At 59.7% G+C, this 20,358-nt stretch carries 18 protein-coding genes and 3 pseudogenes; all 21 read right to left on the bottom strand.

The genetic code is table 11. From position 1 onward, the window contains the following. Positions 1-5: 5 nt before the first annotated feature. On the bottom strand, positions 6-758 hold the full coding sequence (locus P0D80_RS41680) for a maleate cis-trans isomerase family protein (RefSeq protein ID WP_408292468.1): 753 nt from the start codon (positions 756-758) through the stop codon (positions 6-8). 61 nt (positions 759-819) lie between these two features. Further along, positions 820-1,785 (bottom strand): amidohydrolase family protein, encoded by a 966-nt coding sequence (locus tag P0D80_RS41685; protein ID WP_408292470.1) that lies wholly within the window; start codon positions 1,783-1,785, stop codon positions 820-822. Between the two features lie 99 nt (positions 1,786-1,884). Further along, positions 1,885-2,532 (bottom strand): SRPBCC family protein, encoded by a 648-nt coding sequence (locus P0D80_RS41690; protein WP_408292506.1) that lies wholly within the window; start codon positions 2,530-2,532, stop codon positions 1,885-1,887. Between the two features lie 111 nt (positions 2,533-2,643). Beyond that, a pseudogene (locus tag P0D80_RS41695) lies at positions 2,644-3,858 on the bottom strand (xanthine dehydrogenase family Fe-S subunit); the annotation flags it as partial. Between the two features lie 13 nt (positions 3,859-3,871). Continuing rightward, positions 3,872-4,711: an FAD binding domain-containing protein gene (locus P0D80_RS41700; RefSeq protein ID WP_408292472.1), complete on the bottom strand. Its 840-nt coding sequence runs from the start codon at positions 4,709-4,711 to the stop codon at positions 3,872-3,874. Next, complete coding sequence (locus tag P0D80_RS41705; RefSeq protein ID WP_408292474.1) at positions 4,711-7,116, bottom strand: xanthine dehydrogenase family protein molybdopterin-binding subunit; 2,406 nt, start codon at positions 7,114-7,116, stop codon at positions 4,711-4,713. Before P0D80_RS41705 ends, P0D80_RS41700 begins: the two co-directional genes overlap by 1 nt. A gap of 52 nt (positions 7,117-7,168) precedes the next feature. Further along, positions 7,169-7,678, bottom strand: a complete 510-nt coding sequence (locus P0D80_RS41710; protein WP_408292476.1) for an aromatic-ring-hydroxylating dioxygenase subunit beta — start codon at positions 7,676-7,678, stop codon at positions 7,169-7,171. Next, positions 7,679-8,971 carry an aromatic ring-hydroxylating dioxygenase subunit alpha gene (locus P0D80_RS41715; protein ID WP_408292478.1) on the bottom strand — a complete coding sequence of 431 codons (1,293 nt, stop codon included), beginning with the start codon at positions 8,969-8,971 and terminating at the stop codon, positions 7,679-7,681. A gap of 18 nt (positions 8,972-8,989) precedes the next feature. Beyond that, positions 8,990-10,216: an NAD(P)/FAD-dependent oxidoreductase gene (locus P0D80_RS41720; RefSeq protein ID WP_408292480.1), complete on the bottom strand. Its 1,227-nt coding sequence runs from the start codon at positions 10,214-10,216 to the stop codon at positions 8,990-8,992. Between the two features lie 35 nt (positions 10,217-10,251). Continuing rightward, on the bottom strand, positions 10,252-10,557 hold the full coding sequence (locus tag P0D80_RS41725; protein ID WP_408292482.1) for a non-heme iron oxygenase ferredoxin subunit: 306 nt from the start codon (positions 10,555-10,557) through the stop codon (positions 10,252-10,254). Between the two features lie 732 nt (positions 10,558-11,289). Beyond that, positions 11,290-12,296, bottom strand: a pseudogene (locus tag P0D80_RS41730) (IS110 family RNA-guided transposase); the annotation flags it as partial. Positions 12,297-13,159: 863 nt separating this feature from the next. Continuing rightward, positions 13,160-13,578: pseudogene (locus P0D80_RS41735) on the bottom strand (alginate export family protein); the annotation flags it as partial. A gap of 168 nt (positions 13,579-13,746) precedes the next feature. Then, the gene (locus P0D80_RS41740) at positions 13,747-14,178 is read right to left on the bottom strand and encodes an Hsp20/alpha crystallin family protein (RefSeq protein ID WP_408292486.1); all 432 of its coding nucleotides are present in this window, start codon (positions 14,176-14,178) and stop codon (positions 13,747-13,749) included. Positions 14,179-14,234: 56 nt separating this feature from the next. After that, a complete protein-coding gene (locus tag P0D80_RS41745) occupies positions 14,235-15,275 on the bottom strand; it encodes a zinc-dependent alcohol dehydrogenase family protein (RefSeq protein WP_408292488.1) in 1,041 nt (346 codons plus the stop codon). Between the two features lie 182 nt (positions 15,276-15,457). Further along, positions 15,458-15,916 carry a universal stress protein gene (locus P0D80_RS41750; RefSeq protein WP_408292490.1) on the bottom strand — a complete coding sequence of 153 codons (459 nt, stop codon included), beginning with the start codon at positions 15,914-15,916 and terminating at the stop codon, positions 15,458-15,460. Positions 15,917-15,979: 63 nt separating this feature from the next. Then, positions 15,980-16,315 carry a hypothetical protein gene (locus tag P0D80_RS41755; RefSeq protein WP_408292492.1) on the bottom strand — a complete coding sequence of 112 codons (336 nt, stop codon included), beginning with the start codon at positions 16,313-16,315 and terminating at the stop codon, positions 15,980-15,982. Between the two features lie 179 nt (positions 16,316-16,494). Then, the gene (locus P0D80_RS41760) at positions 16,495-17,340 is read right to left on the bottom strand and encodes a F0F1 ATP synthase subunit gamma (RefSeq protein WP_408292494.1); all 846 of its coding nucleotides are present in this window, start codon (positions 17,338-17,340) and stop codon (positions 16,495-16,497) included. Beyond that, positions 17,337-18,914: a F0F1 ATP synthase subunit alpha gene (locus P0D80_RS41765; protein WP_408292496.1), complete on the bottom strand. Its 1,578-nt coding sequence runs from the start codon at positions 18,912-18,914 to the stop codon at positions 17,337-17,339. Before P0D80_RS41765 ends, P0D80_RS41760 begins: the two co-directional genes overlap by 4 nt. Beyond that, positions 18,892-19,641 carry a F0F1 ATP synthase subunit delta gene (locus P0D80_RS41770; RefSeq protein WP_408292498.1) on the bottom strand — a complete coding sequence of 250 codons (750 nt, stop codon included), beginning with the start codon at positions 19,639-19,641 and terminating at the stop codon, positions 18,892-18,894. Before P0D80_RS41770 ends, P0D80_RS41765 begins: the two co-directional genes overlap by 23 nt. A gap of 9 nt (positions 19,642-19,650) precedes the next feature. Then, positions 19,651-19,899, bottom strand: coding sequence for a F0F1 ATP synthase subunit C (locus P0D80_RS41775; RefSeq protein ID WP_054037454.1), 249 nt, complete (start codon positions 19,897-19,899; stop codon positions 19,651-19,653). Next, positions 19,896-20,358: F0F1 ATP synthase subunit A (locus P0D80_RS41780; RefSeq protein WP_408292500.1), on the bottom strand; the 463-nt coding region annotated here is incomplete at its 5' end. The genes P0D80_RS41775 and P0D80_RS41780, both read right to left, overlap by 4 nt.

Raw genomic sequence — 20,358 nt, forward strand, 5'->3', positions numbered from 1 at the left:
GCGCATCAGTAGGCGCCCGAGAGCAGCGCGCCGGCACCCGGCACCACCGCTTCCAGACCGAGCTGCTTGAGCATCGCGTAGGTCGTCGCAATCGAGGCGGTGATGACCGGCTTGCCCGTCAGCGCTTCGACCTTGGCAACGGCCGGCAGCGAAGGCATCTGCACGCACGCCGAGAGCACGATGGCATCGGCATGCACCGTGTCCATCTGCGAAACGATGCCCGGCAGCAGGCTCGGGTCGTGACGGCCCACATCGAGGTTGTCCGGAATCTCGAGTGCGCGGTAATCGAGCACCTCGTAGCCTTCATTGCGGATGTAGTCGACTACCAGCTCCGTGAGTGGCTTCATGTACGGGGCGACCACCACGATGCGTCGGGCGCCGATGACCTTCAGCGCATCGACCAGCGCGCCGGCGCTGGTGATGACCGGTGCCGTGCCGCCATTCTCAACGGTACGCTCGTGCAGGCGCTTCTGGGACACGCGGTGATACCCATGGCCCATCGCCATGATGGCGACCAGACACGCGTAGCCGAGCACGTCCACCCGGGCATCGCTGAGCTCCAGCGCGCAGCGGTCGGACTCCGCATCCATCGCGGCCAGTTCTTCCTTAACCACCTTCTTCATGCGCATGCGGCTCGAGTGGAACGTGAAACGCTCCGCACGGATCGACTGGCGCGCAAGCAGCATCGCCGGAATCTCCGTCTCCATCGTCGTGTTCGAACTCGGCACTATCTGACCAATTCGGTATTGCTTCGTCATTGCTATCTCCAGAAAGATTTAACGTGCTGTTCCTGCTGTTCGCGGTTCACTCAGTCCAGCGTCACAGCTTGAAAATGCGTTCGGCGTTGCCATGGCAAACGAGGCTTCGGACGCTCTCATCAAGCGGCGCCTGCTCGATAAAATCAGCAGCGATAGCGGTCGACTCATACGGATAGTCCACAGAAAACATCACCGCATCCGGGCCCATTTCCCCAATAGCACCAAGCAGCGCTGGCGCCGAGCAAACGCCCGAAGTAGTGATCAGGATGTTCGTTCCGATGTACTCAGAAGGTGCCCGCTCAAGCCGAATGCCATGCGAATACACAGCAAACCGGCTATCAAACCGCCAGCGCAGGTACGGCAGGCCCTCACCCATGTGGCCAAGAATGACCTTCAGCTTGGGGAACCGATCGAAGACACCGCCGAACAGCAGCCGTAAGGCGTGGCTACCGGTTTCAACGCCCCACCCCCAGGCGGCACCCGTCAACTCCGGGTGGTTGTCGAATACCCGCGGTGTCACGTACGCGTCTGTCGGGTGCAGATACAACGGCACGTCAAGGTCCTGCATCCGCTCCCAGAAAGCGTCATACGCCGGGTCGTCGTAGTAGGTTCCAAGCGTGTGACCATTGACCAGTGCCCCCTTGAAACCGAACTCCTGAACGGTGCGGGTCAGCTCGTCGGCTGCCCCGTCAGGTGTGTGCATCGGCAGCGTCGCAAAACCACCAAAACGCGTTGGGTGACGCGCGATCTGTTTCGCCAGAAAGTCGTTGCTTTCTGTAGCACGAGCAATCGCCACAGCAGGGTCAGTCTCGCCCTGCACGCTCGGCCCCGTCTGGGACAGAATCGTGTAATCGATCCCCGCGTTGTCCATCTCGACGATGCGCTGCTCGTCGAAGTCGGCAAGTCGGGCAGCAAGATCAGCCAGCACGTCGGGAACGATGTGCTGCGTGAAGCTCTTTGAGTAGCCCTGGAAGCCAGGCGTTGAAAAGTGCTCTTCCAGGGCGATCTTCCGAATCCGTTTACTCACGACAAACTCCAATTTTTAATCAGCATACTGACAATAAGAACACGAAATTGTCGCAAGAGAACTCAAGTCAGTCATCCTGCGACATCGTCGCGAACGCATTTATTCGCCTCGGTCAAAGAGCCGCTTGATACGGCCCCACAGCACGCTCCACACCAGACTGCCCACGTTGAATTTGGCCGGCAGCGCTGCTGGGTCAGGTACTTCAGAACCTCCTAATTGCGATGTGATCCTCGCACCAAAGTCGGCAATCATCCGACGAACGAAGTCCTTGATGAGCCCTGACCGGGAAAATTGAGCCAACGGTCCCTGCAGCATGTATTCAAGCGTCACTGCTACCCGTGTCTGCGTTCCATTCGCTTCATCACTCAACGCATAGGCCACGTCCCCATTTGCCTTTGAGCGGCTGATATTGTCCTGTCCCGCCCCGCGCATAACGGCGCGATGTGCCGCGTCGTCACGTTCAAGGCGTGCAGCACCAGCGAAATTCGCCGACATCGGACCAAATTTGATAGCGATTTTGCCTTTTACCTTCTCCGAATCATGCTCGATCAATTCCGCGCCGGGCAAACAGGCGGTAACGGAAGGGAGGTCTCCCATAAACCCCCAGACCCGTTCAAGCGGAAACGGCACAACAAAGCTGTCCTCAATAGCTGTCCACCCTTTTCGGTCGACGGCAGGTATAACGTTCGGCACTGCCAGCGCCGAGGCAAGCGCAGGCGATGATTGCTCAGACGAGCTAGTTGCCACTCCCGACGCAACCTGAGAATCCTGCGCCGGGGAAGCGGAAACAGACTTTGCAGGTGCAGCAACCCGGTCTGCATGTGCTTTCGCATTGGAGGCATCACTCTCTGTCGATCCCCCCTTTCGGCTGAAAAGTCCCTTGATCCGCTCCCAGAGGACGCCCCAAACCATGCTGCCGACGTTAAATTCAGTCGACAAAGCCGCGGATTCGGGCGCCTCGCCGCCGCCCAGTTGCGCAGTAATCCGAGCCCCGAAATCAGCAATCATGCGTCGAACAAAGTCTTTGACGAGCCCGGACCGTGAAAATTGTGCGAGAGGCCCCTGCAACATGTATTCAAGCGTTACTGCCACGCGCGTTTGCGTACCGCCTGCTTCGCCGCTGAGCGCATAGGTCACGTCACCATTTGCTTTTGAACGACTGATGTTGTCCTGGCCGGCGCCACGCATCACGGCACGATGTGCCGCATCATCGCGCTCGAGGCGCGCCTCACCGCCAAAATTTGCAGACATCGGCCCGAACTTGATTGCGATCTTGCCTTTTACCCGCTCTGAGTTGTGCTCGATCAGTTCGGCGCCAGGAAGACACGCGGTCACTGAAGGGAGGTCGCCCATGAACGCCCACACCTTTTCCAGCGAAAACGGCACAACAAAGGTGTCTTCAATAGCGGTCCACCCTTTGCGCTCACCCGTCGCCTGAACGTTGGCGGCCGGCGACGCAGCGCTGGCGCCTTGCGCTGAACGCTCTGGCGTGGCCGAAGGAGCGGCGGCCACAGTCGCGAACGTCTGGAACTCCCCTGTGTCCTGCGCCAGCGCTCTTTGTGCTGCGACTTGCCGAGCCGGAGCGACGGATCCGTCTGCAATAGGATTGTCCTTAAGGTCGCTCAGCACAGCCTTGATGGCATTGACAATGCCCATGTATCCCGTGCACCGGCAGAGATTTCCAGACAGCTCGAGCCGAATGCGAGCCTCGTCGGCATCCGGGAAACGACGAACAATGTCCCGCGCAGTAATGAGCATGCCAGGCGTGCAGAATCCACACTGCAATCCGTGATGAACGGAGAAAGACCGGCGGATGCGCTTCATCAGCTCATCGTCATCGAACCCCTCGATCGTACGAACTTTCTGATGGTCGCAAGCAACGGCAAACGTAATGCAGGAACGCACGGGCTCACCGTCGATAAGGACTGTACAGGCGCCACAGACCCCGTGCTCGCAACCGAGGTGAGTCCCGGTGAGGTTATGGCTATCGCGAAGAAAATCGCCCAGATGGGTTCGTGGCGCGACCTCGCCACGTATCGCCCGGTCGTTGATGGTTAGTTCGATGACAGACATGAAAAAATTCCTGTTAGCGCGCGGAAGAACCGAGCGCTTGTGCCAGACAGCGTTCAACCACAGCTTCGTGCATGGACCGGTCAATAGCATCCGCATTCGGCATCGCGTCCGCTACACTCGCTGCAATCGCTTCCGCAGTCGCCGCGCTCGGTCCCTGCTTTGCAATGGACTGGGCGAGCACGTCCAAAGCCATCGGCGGCCCATCGAGAGCCCCAAGGACGACACGAGCCAGGCCGGTTTGCGCGTCAAATGCAGCAGAGGCGCTCGCGTGAGCAAATTCGCCGGTCTTACGGCAAAGCTTGTAGTAGCCCCAACGCAAGGAGACTCCGATTTTTGGCACCAGGACCGCCGAGATAATCTCGCCTTCCTCAAGCAGCGTCGTGAACGCGCCCAGCATGAATTCACTCGCACGAACCTGCCGTTTGCCACCCGTCTTCGCGAGCTCAATCCGCGCATCAAGAGTGGATAATGCAAGGGGCCAGTCCGCTGCAGGGTCAGCGTGCGCGAGGCTGCCGCCTATGGTGCCCCTGTTGCGAATCGCACGGTATGCGATACCTGAAGCGACATATTGCATAAAATCATTACGCAAAAGCTCGTAATTACCATCCTCGATTTCCGCATGAGTAATGGCTGCGCCGACGCGAACCAGATCACCGACCGCTGTGACACTGCGCAGCTCGTCGACGCGCGAAATGTCGACCACGCGCGCGGGTCGCGCAAGTCGAAGATTCAGCATTGGGCCCATCGACTGACTGCCCGCGATAGGCTTTGCACCATTCGACGAATCACCGAATTCACGCAGCGCCTCAGGTAGCGAGGCAGCTCGTACGTATTCAAAAGCGGCAGCCTTCATCAAATCACCTCTTGAGCATGCTCTGCTTCTACCTTGTTGCGCGAAGCAGCCTTTGCAGCCTCGATAGCGGCGAGCAGCCTTCGCGGCGTTAAAGGCGTCTCAGAAACAAGTGCTCCAATAGGACCGAGCGCATCGTTCACGGCGTTGAACAGAGTCGCAGGGGGAGCGATAGCACCGCCTTCTCCCACACCTTTTGCACCGAACTCAGTGTAAGGAGACGGCGTCTCCATGTGGATGATCGTCAGTGGCGGCAACTCCGTCGGCCCGGGCAACATGTAGTCCGCTAGCGTAGAAGTAAGCGGCTGGGCGTTGTCGTCGTACAGCGTTTCTTCATAAAACGCAGTACCGATTCCCTGTGCCGTGCCGCCGATTGTTTGGCCTTCGACGACCATCGGATTAATCATCCGCCCACAGTCTTCGACGATCACATAGTCCAGGATGTCGACGTGCCCCGTCTTCGTGTCAACCGCAACGGCTGCCGCATGCGTCGCGTAGCTAAACGCGCCCGTGTCGACTTTAGGCTTGAAACCTTGAGTTGCCTCAAGTCCAGTGAGATCCACGCCGGGAGGCAGCCGCTCGGGGCGCACGTACCACGCATGACCGATTTCGGCCATGGAAACCCGGCCCGTTGCACCCACTACCTCTCCCCCCTCGAACCGGACAGCCTCCTGCGTCTCACCGAGCATGTGCGCACCGATCTTGATCAGTCTCGGTACCAGTTCCCGGCATGTCGCCGCGACAGCGCCGCCAGCCATGACGATGCTGCGCGATGCATATGTGCCCGTTGAATAAGGTGTGAGGGCCGTGTCGCCATGCACAACCTTGATCTTCTGTATGGGAACGCCCAATACTTCGTTCGCGATCTGAGCCAGAGTGGTTTCCATACCCTGCCCATGCGAATGAATGCCAGCCCGAACTTCAAGGCCACCGTCTGCCGTGATCCGCACAGTCGCCAAATCGTAACCAGGGACCACCGGTAGACCCCACGAAGCAAACACGGCCGTGCCGTGAGCCGACTGCTCGGTGAAAGTCGCGAATCCGATACCGATCAGCCTGCCATCCGGCTCTCCCTCTTTCTGGCGGCGACGCCATTTTGCGACGTCGAGTTGCTCCACAGCGCGCTTCAGGCTCTCCTGAAAATCACCACTGTCATAATGTTTCTTGACAACATTCGTGAATGGCATGTCTGCTCCACGAATGAGATTGTCGTAACGGACTTCCCATGCTTCGCGACCGACAGCGCGCGCAATGGCATCCATTGTCAGCTCAATTGCGAAACAGACACCGGTACGTGCCACTCCACGATAAGGAAGAAAGCCAGGCTTGTTGGTTGCCGCACACTGCGTACGACAACGGTATCCGCTGAAATCATAAGGGCCCGGCAGATTACCCAACGCCTGCCCCGTTTCAAGTCCAATCGTAAAAGGCCAGGCTGAATACGCCCCGCCGTCGATTAGCAGATCGCAATCCAACGCGAGAAGACGTCCGGTTTTGTCTGCGTACGCCGTGAGTTCATAGTGGTGCTGTCGAGTATTGGCACCGGCAATCAGGTGTTCGCGACGGTCCTCAATGAAGCGAAAGGGCTTCCTGTAAGTGAAGGCTAGCCAAGCGATGCAAAGCTCCTCCTGTTGCAGCACGCATTTATAGCCGAAAGCGCCACCTACGTCAGGAGAGATGACCCGAACCTGCGCATGATCTATTCCAAGACATTGGGAAAGGACCGTACGGATCATGTGCGGGACCTGGGTTGACGTAATAACGACCAGTTGTGCCTGCGTGTGGTCCCAGTAGGCCAACACAGCCTTGCCCTCCATTGGGACCATGCACTGGCGAGCCAGGTCAACCTTCTGCTTGACGACAACAGCAGCGTCCTTCGAGCGCTCGTCAAAATTGACGTCCGCCTTCAAATCCAGAAAAAGGTTGTCGGTCCAGTGGTCATGCACACGCACGTCCGCGCGCTCACGCGCCGCAAATGCACTCGCGAAAGCCGGAAGCTCCTCCATATCCAGCTCAACTTCTTCGGCGATATCCTCCGCCTCCGCGCGCGAATTCGCGAAACACATGGCAACAGGTTCGCCAACAAACCGAACCTTCCCGAAAGCAAGCGGCGGATGCACAGAAGGCTTATAGGTGGGCAAAGTGGAATCGGCGATGATGTCCGTCGCCGTCTGCATATCCTCGCGCACAATTACCCGGTCGGCGAAGCGTTCAGGCTTGCCGATGCGCTCAATACGCGCATGCGCAAGCGGGCTGCGTAAGAATGCGACTTCCTGCAAATCAGGAAACGTAAAGTCGGCGACAAATTTGCCTTTACCATGCAAATGTCGCTCATCCTCACGACGCCTCACGCGGGCGCCGACGCCGCCACTTTCAATGGGCGCTTCCGTCGGTTCAGTGTGGCTCATAAGCATCTCCCAGTTTCGTAGCCCGCAGTTATCATTCGGCGATTACTATTGCTCAGACTGGATATGCCAGATCGTTCGCAATCATTGCAGTGTCATAAATTGCCTGCCGCTCCTTGAGCAGCAGCTCATTGCCCTTGCGAGCGAAACGGTCGTAAAGGCGACCGGCCTGATGTAACGATGTGGCACCCTCGACCAAAGTCTGCATCAGCATGTAATTGCTTTGAGCAATGATCTCTTCATCTGTGACGTCGAGGATACGGACGTTGGTGACGAAATGCAGAATCTGTCTCGGGGCAAACATCTGCGTCCTGGAAATCGCGACGGCGCGGTCACGCAGCATGTCTCGACCTTCGGCGTAGATCAGCCCAACCGGAAATCCATGAACTGCATTTTCAAACTCAGTCACGCGATAAAGACAATTTTCCGTGAAAAAGTCGGGCCATTGCTCGATGCTCCCGCCGTCCAGTACCGCACAATATTCCGCGTGAAAGTCTTCCACGGCCGCTCGCGCGGCGAGCGCCTTATCGTGCGCGATCAATTTCTTCTCGAATCCTGGCAGCATTTAGAACCCCATCACTTCACGATAGTGTTTGTACATCGAGCGAATAGCTGCTTCCGAGATCAGGTTGTCCGCGGTGCCGATTTTCTCGCTGTCGAGTTTGAGCACGCTACGGTCGGTCACCGAGCGACGCACGCCTTCCTGCACAAACTTCATGGCCTCGTTGTCCTCGAGACCCAGGAACCCGGCCGGGCCCATCAGATTACCTTGACGTAGCCGATGGCGCGTAGTCTCCTCAGTGTCGTCCTCGTACCCAAACATTGTCCACAGCATGATCATGCTGTTCGGACCGTTCGGCACGATGTGCCGCACCCCCAGGGTGTTCATCTCACGCTGGACGATCAGATTTGGCCAGATGGTCTGCATGGTCACAGACCACTCGGAATCAAATTCCTTGACATACTCAAGGAATCGTTCGTCCTTCAGGACCATTCCCTCATGAAACGAGCGCATTTCCTTTTTCTTATCGGCGTCGACCTCCGCGTAGAGCGAATCACTTTTGGCCGACGCCATCGTCCCGTGAATACCGTACTTGCTGTCCGCCACCATCGCCGACCGGTTGCCTGCAACCAGCAAGCCAAATACCACTAGGAAGGAGTGCAACAACGTTGCGTGGTACGGATCCTTCAGATTCTCGTGGTACATCTTCCAGTTGCACGGCAATTCGTTTTTGTAGAAACCAAGGATGCGCAGCTTCTTGCCATTAAATACCGCATCAAAATCTTTCAGGATCTCGGGTGTAAGGTAATCCTCAACCGACTCCATGTCGTGTGCAAACGATGCGAACACAACCCCGTTACGCGTCGTGACCGCGAGCTTCTTGAGGCCATGATCTTCATTACGGAAATCGCGTGGCATGCCGCCAAGTCTGTTTACACCGCGTTTGAACGGGATCCCCTGCAGATTTCCTTTCAGGTCATATGACCACTGGTGATAGGGGCAGACAAATTCGGTGTTGTTACCACGTGTGTGTCGGCAGAACTCGGCACCACGGTGTGCACAACGGTTCTCGAATACGTGGATGGACCCATCTTCCGCTCGGGAGACGACCACCGGAGTGGGGCCTACATACGAGCGCTTATAGTCTCCACTATTGGGAACCTCTGCTTCAAGCGCAACGAAATTCCACGTGCGACCATGAAAAATTCGTTCAACCTCGCGCGCGTACACATCGTCGCTCGTGTACACCCAGTCGGGGATTGAATGAAGACCTTCCTCCGGCCAAACGAGCTGTTCGATCGGCTTGTTTTTGATGCTCGGAGTACCGAGCCCAATTACTGTCTCTGACGAATACAAAGTCCGCTCCTGAATATGTTATGAATGAGCGTTCCGCTCAAGCTGTCGCAACTTGACGTTCAAGTCAGCGAGGGCTTCTGGATCAACCGGCGTAGCCTGCTCAACAAGACGACGAATTGCCCGAAGTTCACCGCCGTTGTTCACAGCGAGCGCGTAGACAATGACGTTGTCGCGCAAACCCATGAGCAAAGTCTTGTCGCTGGACGCTTGACGCTCGATCCATTCGTCAACTGGACCGTCGAGCATTCCGAGCATCTGGACGTTCCAGTCGTACTGGTCTGTCCAGAACCACGGACTTGGCCGATATTCAATGGCCTCTCCAAGCATGTTCCGCGCTGCGACGATCGCCTGGTCCTGCGCGTTCTGCCACGACTCGAGACGCAGACGCCGCCCAGTTGAGCCAAAAGGAAAATTCGCACAGTCGCCAGCTGCATACACCCCGGCAACTGAGCTTTCGCAATGCGCGTCAACATGGATACCGTTACCCGTTTCCAGACCTGACTCCGTGGCAAGCTCCTCATTCGGTTCCTGGCCAACCGCAACCACGACGAAGTCAAAGTGCTGCGACGCATGGTCGGCAAAAGCCAGGGTCACTCCGCGTGCATCCTCCTCCGAGCAGAGCAGCTTGGCGCCGAGCATGAACTTCACCTCATTCTGTTCGTGTTTGGCGCGCAGACGCTCGGAGAATTCGCCCGGCAACGCTCGCCCGAGCAATCGCTCACCGGATTCAACGACCGTGACATCGAGTCCTCGAGCTCGCGCGCTGGCTGCGAACTCTAATCCGAGGAACCCTCCACCGATGACCGCGACGCAACGCGCATCACCCATGCGCGCCCGCACTCTCATCGCATCTAATAGCGTACGCAGCGTAAACACATGGCCGCTATCGGGCGTGCTGGGCAAATGGCGGGCACGACCACCAGTAGTGATCAGGCATTTGTCGAATCTGACACTTAGTCCACTTTCAAGCGTCGCAACACGGCGATTCACGTCAAGTTTTTCGACGCTGTCGGCAATCCAGTCGATCCTGTTCGCCTTGTAGAAATCACTTGAATGTAGCCACGCACTAAAGCAGTCGTTATCGTCAGCCGCCGTCAACACCGTCTTCGAAAGTGCGGGACGCTCGTAAGGCCTATGCTGCTCATCACCGACGAGGACTACCGAGCCATCGAAGCCCTGCGCTCGGAGCGTCTCCGCTGCCCTTCCGCCAGCTTGCCCTGCGCCGATGATCAAAATCGTTTCCACTTTTAAATTCCTGGCGTTGTCGATAATTCAGACCTTCAGAGCTCGACCATCACTGCGCCGCCTTCGACCTGGACCTTGTAGGTCCTGACCGGAGTGGTGGCTGGCGCGCAGAGGGCCGCCCCTGTCTTCACGTCGAACTTCCCTTGATGCAACGGACACTCAATGCACCCATCCTCCAGATACCCGTCGCTGAGCAGCGCGAACTGGTGAGTGCAACCGTTGTGGGTCGCGTACACCTCACCATCGACCAGGTATAGGGCTATCTGCTCACTTTCGATCGTGGCGGCGTAGGGTTCATCGGGATTCAGATCGTCTAGATTTGCTGCGAATTTGAATGTCATCGCTTTGCCTTGGAATTTGTTCAGTATGCTGATGAATTAATGGTAGCAGCAATCTGCCCCGAGTCAATATGGCCAAAACTATCGTTTACCCTTTGAGGATGCGTTCAGGCACACATTCTGTGTGACTGATCGGCGCCGTCTACCGATGCAAACGCAATGATGCGAGAGCGGGGGCACGGCCTTCGTAGAGCGAAGCAAACTTGTCACCGCGGGCGAAGTAAAATTCTCACCCATTGAAAGGCCGGAGTGAAGGGATATATCTCTCTCCTCAAGATTCAGGCCTTGCAGCGTCGTAGAGCGAAGTAAAGTCGTCACCCATCGGAAGGCCGGAGTAAAGAGATAAGTTGTTCCCCTCAGGGACAACGCCCTGCACCTGGGAAGCCGAGTTGGCCATCCTGAAGCATTACGAAGCGTGGTAGCGCACCCGGTTTCTCGTCGTCTGGTCGCGGAACTGATCCGCACCAGTCACCCATCGGGATCAAGATGAACACCAGCGTTGCGGCATTCACCCCTGGCTCGGTTGAGTCCCAGAGAGTCGTCGGTACCAGGCCAGTGTCCAGAGATACATGCCAATTCCATGGTTACCCTTTGCGGGTACCAGACAGCTATCGGCCCACGGCCTGGGCGTATCAGGGTTCGCAGCAGGAGGATGGCCGGGGACCGGGCACGATCAACTCGATGGATTCGGACCAACAACTTTACCGGGCTCCCGGTCCCCCGCCAAACTTGGCTAAAACATCGCTGAACCTCAAAAGATTTGCCGTCGCGCATCATGTAGTAAGCCGCACGCGCTAGCTTGTGTGCGAGCGCCTTCATGGCGACTACTGGAAGACGCCTGGCCTTTTTGCGTTCATAAAAGGTTCTCGCCTGGGGGCAATAGCGAAGCGCCCCGGCGTCGCTTCGATAAACGCCCATGCGAGATATCTGTTGCCATTCTTGGTGTTGCCTTCACCTTTTTTCCTGCCATTTGAAATTCGCCTGCTGTCGACGCACCGGCGGTAGGAGCTGAACTGGCCGACGCTGGCGAAGCGCGAAATGGCGCCCGTCTCGAGCATGATCGTGGCCGCGAGTACATCGCCGATACCCGGTGTTGTTTTCAGCATTACGAATTCCGGACGGAGTCGCACCTCGTGATGCAGGATCGTTTCGAACGCGACTATCTCACCGCGCAGTGTGCGCAGAACCGCCATGTTGGCCATCATCGCGCGCTCCACATGCAGCGGTAACCCGAATGCGTGTATCGCACCATCATCCAGTCGCTGGATGCGTTCGCCGTTCATCCGGACGTTGATCTGACGTGCCAGCAAACTCTCGATGCTTAGGATGTGAAGCGTACGCTGCTGCACAAGCTGTAGCCGCTTGCGGGCGAGATCGCGCAACGAACGCTCCGCTTGTGGATAGATGTAGCCTTCAGGCAGCAGTCCAAGACGGAAAATATGAGCGAGGAACACGGCATCACGCTCGTCGCCCGCATACTTCAGTCCCTCGTACTGCCTGGTTGCCGCAGTGTTGGCGAGATGCACAGCGAAGCCGGCGGCGATCAGTCCGTCGACCAGCCAATACCAGTTGAACGTGGCCTCCACGACTACTCCCAGCAGCTCATTCATGTGCGGAGCGAGCGCAGCCCGGATCAGCTGTAGATCGTTGGTGAGCCGCTTGCAGTAAAGCACCCGGTCCTGGTCGTCGATCACGGCGACCACGGCATTGTTCGAGTGCAGATCGATGCCGCAGTACCTCATATGCGCCTCCTGACAGGTCGGTTGGTGGATCGCACCACCACTGTAGACTTGGCCGCCCTTTTTTGTGGGCGACCAAGGAGGCCTTCCGCATGATTATCAACACCCGGTTTTGCATATCGCACACGACAGTTTTGGCGCATCGATCATTGGAAGCTTCTCAAGCACCGGCCCTGCCACCTGAGCCGGCGAGCTACAGGTCGCGATCGTCAATGCCAAGGCGAAAGCGGCCCGCCATGCGATTATGGAAATGCCGCGCGATGGCAATACGATGCTCTTTGCGCATCGCTGGCTTCGTTGCAAAAAGCTGGAGGCGATCACGTTGCGTAAAGCGCGCCGCAGCGCGCACAACGATACGGTGAGCCCACAAGATTCGCGTTGAGGATGTAGGGTGTCTCCTGCCCGCAATGCTGGCATTTCGTCTCAAGCTTCTGTCGGTGAACGGGACACCGGTTTTCACTGAACAACACGGATGGCGGCAGACTGCGACTGCCAACACCGACTGCGAAATTTGGGTGCGGACATGGACACAATGCCATCGCCCCGCTCCTCTACAGACTTCGCTTTTTGACCTTTTTGCGGGTAGCGGTTTTGCACATGACAGTTAGTTGCATTCGTGAATTTGGGAAAGACGGGGAACGGTGAGCTGTCCCGGGAGGCCCTCGCTGGCTGATGCCCATTTGCATGACTCGATGAAAGTGGCGAATGAGGACGGAAAGACACCGTCGCGCAGTGGCAGAATTCCTCCACCGTGCGGCACCCGCAGTGAGTTCCGTCCGGATTCGCCGCAATAAACGTGCTACCGCCGATGCGAGACAACGGTCGATGCAACAAGTGCTCTGTGTCCAGCCGTAGCGGCTACCCGGTCACCATCCAAACTTCGCTTCGATGCCCACATAATCCGCATTGCGCGCGCGCCGAGCGCACGGATCGAGTCACCGACTTCGAAATGCACCGCTTCCAGCGCGAGCGCAACGTTCCGGCTGACGGGCCAGTCGGCGCGAATCTGCGCATACATCCCCGTCCAGCGCGTTCCCTTCCCCGCCGTGCCGGGCACCACGGCCATCCCTTGACCTTAGATCGCATCAGCTGCCGGCGCGCGCCACTGGAAACCGAGCGCCGTCACTAACGTGACCTTTGGCGATCCCTTGAACGTGATCGACGGCTTCACGTGAATCACGTTGCTATAGCCCGTGTATCCCGCCAGCGTGAAGTAGTAGCCGTTCGGAAACAGCGGATTGAAGGTCTCGACGCGTCCATCACCCGGATGCCGGTCGCTCGCGGCCTCCCCTTCAGATACGACGCTCACGGCTTCTGGATCGTCGCACTAATTGCGATGCTTCTGACAAGTCTTGCCGCATGGCTCATCTTCCATCCACGGCGCGATTAAAAAGTGCCGATAATACTGGACCCGCCGGGGCGCGTAACGCCACACGCCCCGGCGCGACGGCAATCAATTGATCTGCAGGCGCTTGCTCTCCGAGGTCGCTTTTTTGGGAAGCGTCAACGAGAGTATGCCGTCCTTGTACTCGGCCGCAGCGGTCGCTTCGTTGATCTCCGTCGCGAGCGAGAACGAGCGGCTGACGGAGCCCGAGTAACGCTCACGTCGAACGACGCGTTCTCCTTCTTTCAGTTCCTGCTTGCGCTCGACCTTGGCGCTTATCGAGACGAGATTGCCGTCGATCTTCACGTCGATATCGTTCTTCTCAACGCCTGGTAGTTCGGCTTTCACCGTGTACGCTGTGTCGCTTTCCGTCACATCCACCTTGATGTCGGCGAGCGGCGCATCGCCGCCCGGCGCGCCGCGTAGCGGGCGGAATAGCCCCTGGAACAGTTCCGACATGGGTTCGAGTGGAAACGGGTCAAATCGAGTCAAGTTGCTCATCGTGTTACTCCTGGAATCGTCCATGAACGTCATGGATACTGGGTTTCGTAAAATGCCTAAGACACCTCGATAATGACTTTGAGCGCGTGCGTTTCAACCGCACGGCCAAAGGTGTCATAGGCATTAGCCACGTCCTCGAGCTGGAAGTGGTGAGTAATGAGTTGCGCTGGATCGATGCGCTTCGCGCGAACAGTCTTGAGCAACATCGGCGTGCTGACGGTGTCGACCAGACCCGTCGTGATCGAGATGTTGCGGTCCCAAAGTTTTTCCAGGTGCAGATCGGCCTTGACGCCATGCACGCCGATATTCGCGATGACGCCGCCGGGCGCGATGAGCGCCTCGCACAATTCGAACGTCGCGGGTACCCCTACGGCCTCGATCGCGCAATCGACGCCCGTCTGGTCCGTCAGTTGCATCACGGCGGCCACCGGATCGGCACTGCCGATGTCGATACAGGCCGTGGCGCCGAAGCGGCTAGCGACTTCGAGACGGTTGCGGTCGCGGTCGATCATGACGATCTGCGCTGGCGAATAGAACTGTGCGGTCAGGAGCGCGGCGAGACCAATCGGGCCAGCACCGACAATCGCCACTGTGCTGCCCGGCTGCACCTTGCCGTTCAGCACGCCGCATTCGAAGCCGGTGGGCAGGATGTCCGAGAGCATGACGAGCGCTTCCTCATCAGCACCGGCCGGAATCGGGTACAGACTGGTCTCGGCGTGCGGAATGCGCACGTACTCGGCCTGCGTTCCGTCGATCTTGTTACCCAGAATCCAGCCGCCTGTCGTGCAGTGCGAGTAGATCCCGCGCCGGCAGTAGTCGCATTTGCCGCACGAAGAAATGCACGAAATCAGCACCCTATCGCCTTGCTTGAACGCGGAGACGGCCGCGCCGACCTCCTGGACTATGCCAACGCCCTCATGTCCGAGAATGCGCCCAGGCTCGCAAGTTGGCACGTCTCCTTTCAGAATGTGCAGATCGGTGCCGCAAATCGTGGTGCGCGTCATCTTGACGATCGCATCGCCGGGTGCGGCGAGCTTGGGAATCGGCCGTTCATCGAGCGATTTCTTGCCGGGACCGTGATACACGAGCGCTTTCATGGAATGCCTCCGTTGGACGAAACAGAACTGCTGTACGACTGACTGTAGGCCGGCTGACGTAGTCTCGCTTGACATGTATCAAGCGGAAGTCAGCGTCGGCAGCACGCCTGGAAAAATGGCCTCGTCAGTGCCCACGGATCGCGCCAGCGCTTACGCTGATGGGAACCTTCCCTGCTTCCCGCTCAGGCGTCGACGGCAGGCTCCCGAACAAGCAGCACGGGGCACGGCGAATGGCGCACGAAACGCTCGGCGACGCTGCCGAGCACCATGCGCCGCATGCCACGCCGGCCGTGCGTGCCCATCACGACGAGATCCACGCCGTGCGCGTCGACATAACGCGCGATACAACTGGCGATGTCCTCGGCGATGCCCAGCGTCTCGATAATCTCGGAATGCCCGGACACGTTGAACTCGTTCATCCTGGCGACAGCGTCGTTAAGCAGGCTTCGCCCAACCTGGCGCTCCGCGTCAGTCAGCAGATGGGGGTCGCAGGCGCCCGCGTACGTGAACGCGCCAGACTGGTCGATAACGTAGACGGCGGTCAGTTTGGCGCGCGCCAGTTTGGCCATGCGGATCGCCTCGGTGAGCGCACGGTTGGACGCTTCGCTGCCGTCCACGGCTATTAGAATGTTTGCGTACATGTTTCCTCCTCAGTGTGCATTGCGAAAGACAAGGCGGGCTGCCCGACTTCGGTATCGAGCGGGTCAGGGCCGCGTACGAGCCGGAGTCCCATTGAGCTTCTGTTCGGCGAAATCGAATGCAGCCTTGATCGCCGCATTGGCGCTGGTGTTGAGGCAATGTCTGACCGGGACCAGTTCGCCATCGCGCATGATCAGGTCGAGCCGGGCGTCGAACAGCGGTGTGGGCGCTTCACCGGCATAGGCGCCGTTCCGGTAGCCATCCGCCGTCACGTGGATGGATTCAACCGCGAGGTGGCAGCCCGCAATGGACTTGCCGAAACGTTCCAGACGAATCAATTGCGACGCCGCCTCGGCTTCGATCTGCGACGTGCCCGCGAAACCGAGATAGACGATTTGCATGCCAACTCCCATTTGCCTTCTCCCTGGCGTAACACCTTGTCGCGCAACTTGCTGCGAAATCGTCTGCCGCGGCCGCATCGCTGGCATCGCGATATGAAAACACTGCCCGGACGTTTAGATCATCGGCGCGAACAGCTTGAGCTAATTGACTTGCGTCAAGACATCAACTACGCGTCCGCTCAAACGGCAGTCTCGGCACTCGCCGCTAATTCCACGATGTCAGCCGTGATTTCGTCCTGGCGGACCTGCCGGTACCGTTGCGTCAGTTCATCGAGCGTGTCCCTCACGTTGGCGCGCGCAGCCATCATCGCGCGCACGCGCGCTTCGTTTTCGGCGGCGAACGAGAGCATCAGCGCCTCGCACAGCTCCACATAGACATAGGCTTCGACCAACCCGGCGAGCAGCCGCTCGGCCGGCAACGTGAGCAACGGCGGCTGGCTGCGCCGCACCGCCTGGAAACGCGAAAAATCAAACGGAATCAGGCGATGCTCGACGATCTCGCCATGCGCCGCGATGCCGGGCACCGCGTGAATGACCGACACCTTCGTAGCCGTCTGAGGCTCGAGACGTTGATAGAGCGCATCGGTGATACGGTTGGCCAGTGTGGCCACGTCGTCGGCATGGGACGCGGCCGGCGAACTCCATGCAAACGTGAGGTGACGTTCATTGGCGGCGATCTGGCCACGCGTTCCCACGAGCAGAACTTCGCTGTGCGCCGACGCAAGTCGGAACAGCGTGTGGTCGAGGATCTCTTCATTGAACGCGCCGACGAACCCCTGCTCCGCGCAGAGCACGATGAAGATCTGCGCGCCGTGATCCGGTGCACGCTCAGGCACTCCGCCGCCGTGAGCGAGTACGGCGCCAATCGCGGCGCCCACTGTCGACGCCGAAGAACGGATGCCGGGCAGCCGCTTCTGGGCTTCCCGCGAGCGAGCCGCGGCAATCCCACGCATAGCGCCGATGACGGCGTCGAGCTGGCGGGCGGTGACGCTGCGTGATTCGATTTCGGAGAGTTGGCCGCTCATGTCGGATTCCCGGTTCCGGAGGGCCCACCGGCGACCGGTGGCGTCATCTGTTGAACGAGCTCGCGAACCGTGACGACCAGTACAGCCTGGAGTGCTGCGTCAAACGGTGCGGACGATGAACGCGCGCGAGCCTGCGCCAGTTCCGATTGCACGCGCGGGCCCTGCAGTCGCGCGGCTAGTTGCGTTCGCACTTCAGCGATGATCGTGGCAGGCGCGGCGTCGAACACGCCTGCCGCGAGTGCCGTAAGCAGCGCGATCTCGTCGAGCGTGCGCAAGGCGCTGAAACGCGGCTGGGCAATCAGTGCGCGGATACGTTCGCCACGAGCGATCTTGCCGGCGACACGCGCGTCGGTCAGACCGCCAAAGCGGCTGAACATCTCGAGCTCGAGAAACTGCGCGTAATCGAGCCGCAGACGCCCCGATACGTCCCGCAGCGCCGGGTGCTGCGCCTTGCCGCCGACCCGGCTCACACTCAAGCCCACGTCGACGGCCGGGCGCTGGTTCGCCGCGAATAGCGCGGCATTCAGCACGATCTGCCCATCGGTAATGGAAATCAGGTTGGTCGGGATATAAGCGGACAGGTTGCCCATATCCGTTTCCGCGATCGGCAGCGCCGTCAGGGAGCCGCCGCCGAGTTTGGCCGACAGCCTGGCCGCCCGTTCGAGCAGGCGGGCGTGTACGTAAAAGATGTCGCCGGGATAGGCCTCGCGTCCCGGCGGTTCGCGCGTCAGCAGCGCCAGTTCGCGGTGGGTGGCGGCATGTTTGGTGAGGTCGTCGATAACGACCAGCGCGTGTTGTCCGCGGTCGCGAAAGTACTCGGCTATGGTGAAGCCCGCGAACGGCGCGATCCACTGCAACCCGGGCGCGGACGATGCGCCGGCGACCACGAAGATGCAGCGTTCGGGCGCGCCGTATTGGCGCACGGATTCGATCACTCGCTGCACGGCGGTCGTACGCTGGCCGATGGCGATGTACACGCAGATCATGTCCGACTGCTTCTGATTGACGATGGTATCGATGGCCAGCGCGGTTTTCCCGGTGGCGCGATCGCCGATAATCAGTTCCCGCTGGCCGCGGCCGATCGCGAACAACGCGTCGACGAGCAGCACGCCGGTTTCGACTGGCTCGCTGACCAGGTCGCGTTCGATGATCGCAGGCGCGGGCCGCTCAGCCGGCATGCGTCGCGCGGCCACGACCGGCTCGTCACGGTCGAGCGGCCGTCCGAGCGGGTCGATCACGCGGCCCAGCAGCCCCTCGCCAACCGGCACTTCAAGCACAGCGCCGGTACGGGTCACGCGAGTCCCTGCTTCGACTGCGCTGCCGTCGTCCAGCAGCACGACGCTGATTAGGTCCGTGTCCAACGTGTGCGCGAAGCCCGTCGCGCCGCTTTCGAAATGCAGCAGTTCGTTGAGGGCCGCATCAGGCAGCCCGGAGACAAAGGCGATGCCGTCCCCGAACCGTTCGACGCGCCCGAGCGTCTGCGCATGGGGCGCCACCGCCGTGCGGGTCAGCGTAGTGCGCTGTTCCGTCAGCCAGGGATCGTCGGCCATGTCAGCCGGGCGCATGGTCGCCATCCAGCAACGCCGTTCTGATTCGCGCGAGATCGGCCCCGAGACTGTTGCACACCACCGCATGGTCGGCCCGCAGTTCCAGCCCGGCAATGAGGAGAGGATCGACCTCGATCTGTAGCGACACAGGTCGCTCCAGGCTGGCCGCGAGCACCTCGCGGCAACGCTCCTGCTCCGGCTGCGTCAGTGCGCGCGGCGCGAAGACCTTGAGCGCGGTGCCGTTCGCACCGAGCTGTGCGCGAACCGCTTCGGGCAGCTGCGCAATGCCCTCGGCGAGACCCTCGATGAATCCGCTCACGCGCGCACTTTCGGGCAGCCTGGCGAGCAACTTCGCCGCGATATCGACGGCCAGCTGCGTAGCCCGCCGCGCCACCAGTTTGTCCTGCTCGACGCGCGCCGCCCCGGCCTGGGCGATGCTTGTCGAGCGCACCTTGTCCGCCTCGCTTTGCGCGGCGCACAGTAGTGCCGCTTTCTGCGCCTCCGCCTCCACCGCGATTGCCTTCAAGGCGTCGCCGCGCGCGGCGGTGAGCTGCTGCGTTTCGCGAGCCGCGGTGTCGCGTTCCAGAACCGCCGCCCGCTTTGCCGCTTCGGCATCCGCTATCAGTGACTGAGCCGCCTTCTGACGCTCGGCGATGATCCTCGCTACCGGACGGAACAGGAAACGCGCCAGCAGCCAGATGAGGACCAGGGCATTGATCGTCTGCAGCGCGAGCGTCGACCAGTCGATTCGCATGACCGGCGCCTACTTGACGAACGGATTGGCGAACAGCAGCAACAAGGCGATGACGAGGCAATAGATCGCCATCGTCTCGATCATGGCCAGCCCGACGAACAGGGTGCGCGAAACGGTGCCAGCCGAATCCGGCTGCCGCGCGATCGCGTCCATTGCGGCCGCGACGGCGCGGCCTTCGGCCAGTGCCGGCCCGATCGCGCCGAACGACACAGCAAGCGCGGCGGCGGCGATGCTGACGACTTCAATGAGGTTATTCATGAGGTGTTGCCCTGTTCGACGCCGACGGGATCATGGGTATCGCTGATCGCTGCACCGATGAACACCATCGACAGCACCGCGAAAATGTAGGCTTGTACGGCGCCGGTGAGCAGATCCAGCGCCATCAAAGGAATCGGGACGAGCAGGCCCGCGAGGGAAAGGATGATGCCGATCACGAACACGCCGCTCATCACATTCCCGAACAGGCGCACTACGAGGGAAAACGTTCGCGTGATCTGCTCGACGACGTTCAACGGAATCATCACCCAACTCGGCTCGGCGAAGGCCGCAAAATAGCCCGCGGTGCCGCGCGTGCGTATGCCGTAGAAGATTGTGGCGCCCAGTACGATCAGCGCGAGCGCGGCGTCCGTTTCGAGGTGCGCGGTGGGTGGCGTCACGCCCGGCACCAGTGCGGACCAGTTGGCGATCAGCACGAACAGGAACAGCGTGCCGATCAAC

It is taken from the genome of Paraburkholderia sp. RL17-373-BIF-A (genome assembly GCF_046030175.1).
Taxonomy (GTDB): domain Bacteria; phylum Pseudomonadota; class Gammaproteobacteria; order Burkholderiales; family Burkholderiaceae; genus Paraburkholderia.

What these genes read in the sequence shown, in the direction of transcription:
- P0D80_RS41680 (WP_408292468.1), bottom strand. Translation starts at nt 758, where the DNA reads ATGACGAAGCAATACCGAATTGGTCAGATAGTGCCGAGTTCGAACACG.
- P0D80_RS41700 (WP_408292472.1), bottom strand. Translation starts at nt 4,711, where the DNA reads ATGAAGGCTGCCGCTTTTGAATACGTACGAGCTGCCTCGCTACCTGAG.
- P0D80_RS41705 (WP_408292474.1), bottom strand. Translation starts at nt 7,116, where the DNA reads ATGAGCCACACTGAACCGACGGAAGCGCCCATTGAAAGTGGCGGCGTC.
- P0D80_RS41710 (WP_408292476.1), bottom strand. Translation starts at nt 7,678, where the DNA reads ATGCTGCCAGGATTCGAGAAGAAATTGATCGCGCACGATAAGGCGCTC.
- P0D80_RS41725 (WP_408292482.1), bottom strand. Translation starts at nt 10,557, where the DNA reads ATGACATTCAAATTCGCAGCAAATCTAGACGATCTGAATCCCGATGAA.
- P0D80_RS41740 (WP_408292486.1), bottom strand. Translation starts at nt 14,178, where the DNA reads ATGAGCAACTTGACTCGATTTGACCCGTTTCCACTCGAACCCATGTCG.
- P0D80_RS41745 (WP_408292488.1), bottom strand. Translation starts at nt 15,275, where the DNA reads ATGAAAGCGCTCGTGTATCACGGTCCCGGCAAGAAATCGCTCGATGAA.
- P0D80_RS41750 (WP_408292490.1), bottom strand. Translation starts at nt 15,916, where the DNA reads ATGTACGCAAACATTCTAATAGCCGTGGACGGCAGCGAAGCGTCCAAC.
- P0D80_RS41755 (WP_408292492.1), bottom strand. Translation starts at nt 16,315, where the DNA reads ATGCAAATCGTCTATCTCGGTTTCGCGGGCACGTCGCAGATCGAAGCC.
- P0D80_RS41760 (WP_408292494.1), bottom strand. Translation starts at nt 17,340, where the DNA reads ATGAGCGGCCAACTCTCCGAAATCGAATCACGCAGCGTCACCGCCCGC.
- P0D80_RS41765 (WP_408292496.1), bottom strand. Translation starts at nt 18,914, where the DNA reads ATGGCGACCATGCGCCCGGCTGACATGGCCGACGATCCCTGGCTGACG.
- P0D80_RS41770 (WP_408292498.1), bottom strand. Translation starts at nt 19,641, where the DNA reads ATGCGAATCGACTGGTCGACGCTCGCGCTGCAGACGATCAATGCCCTG.
- P0D80_RS41775 (WP_054037454.1), bottom strand. Translation starts at nt 19,899, where the DNA reads ATGAATAACCTCATTGAAGTCGTCAGCATCGCCGCCGCCGCGCTTGCT.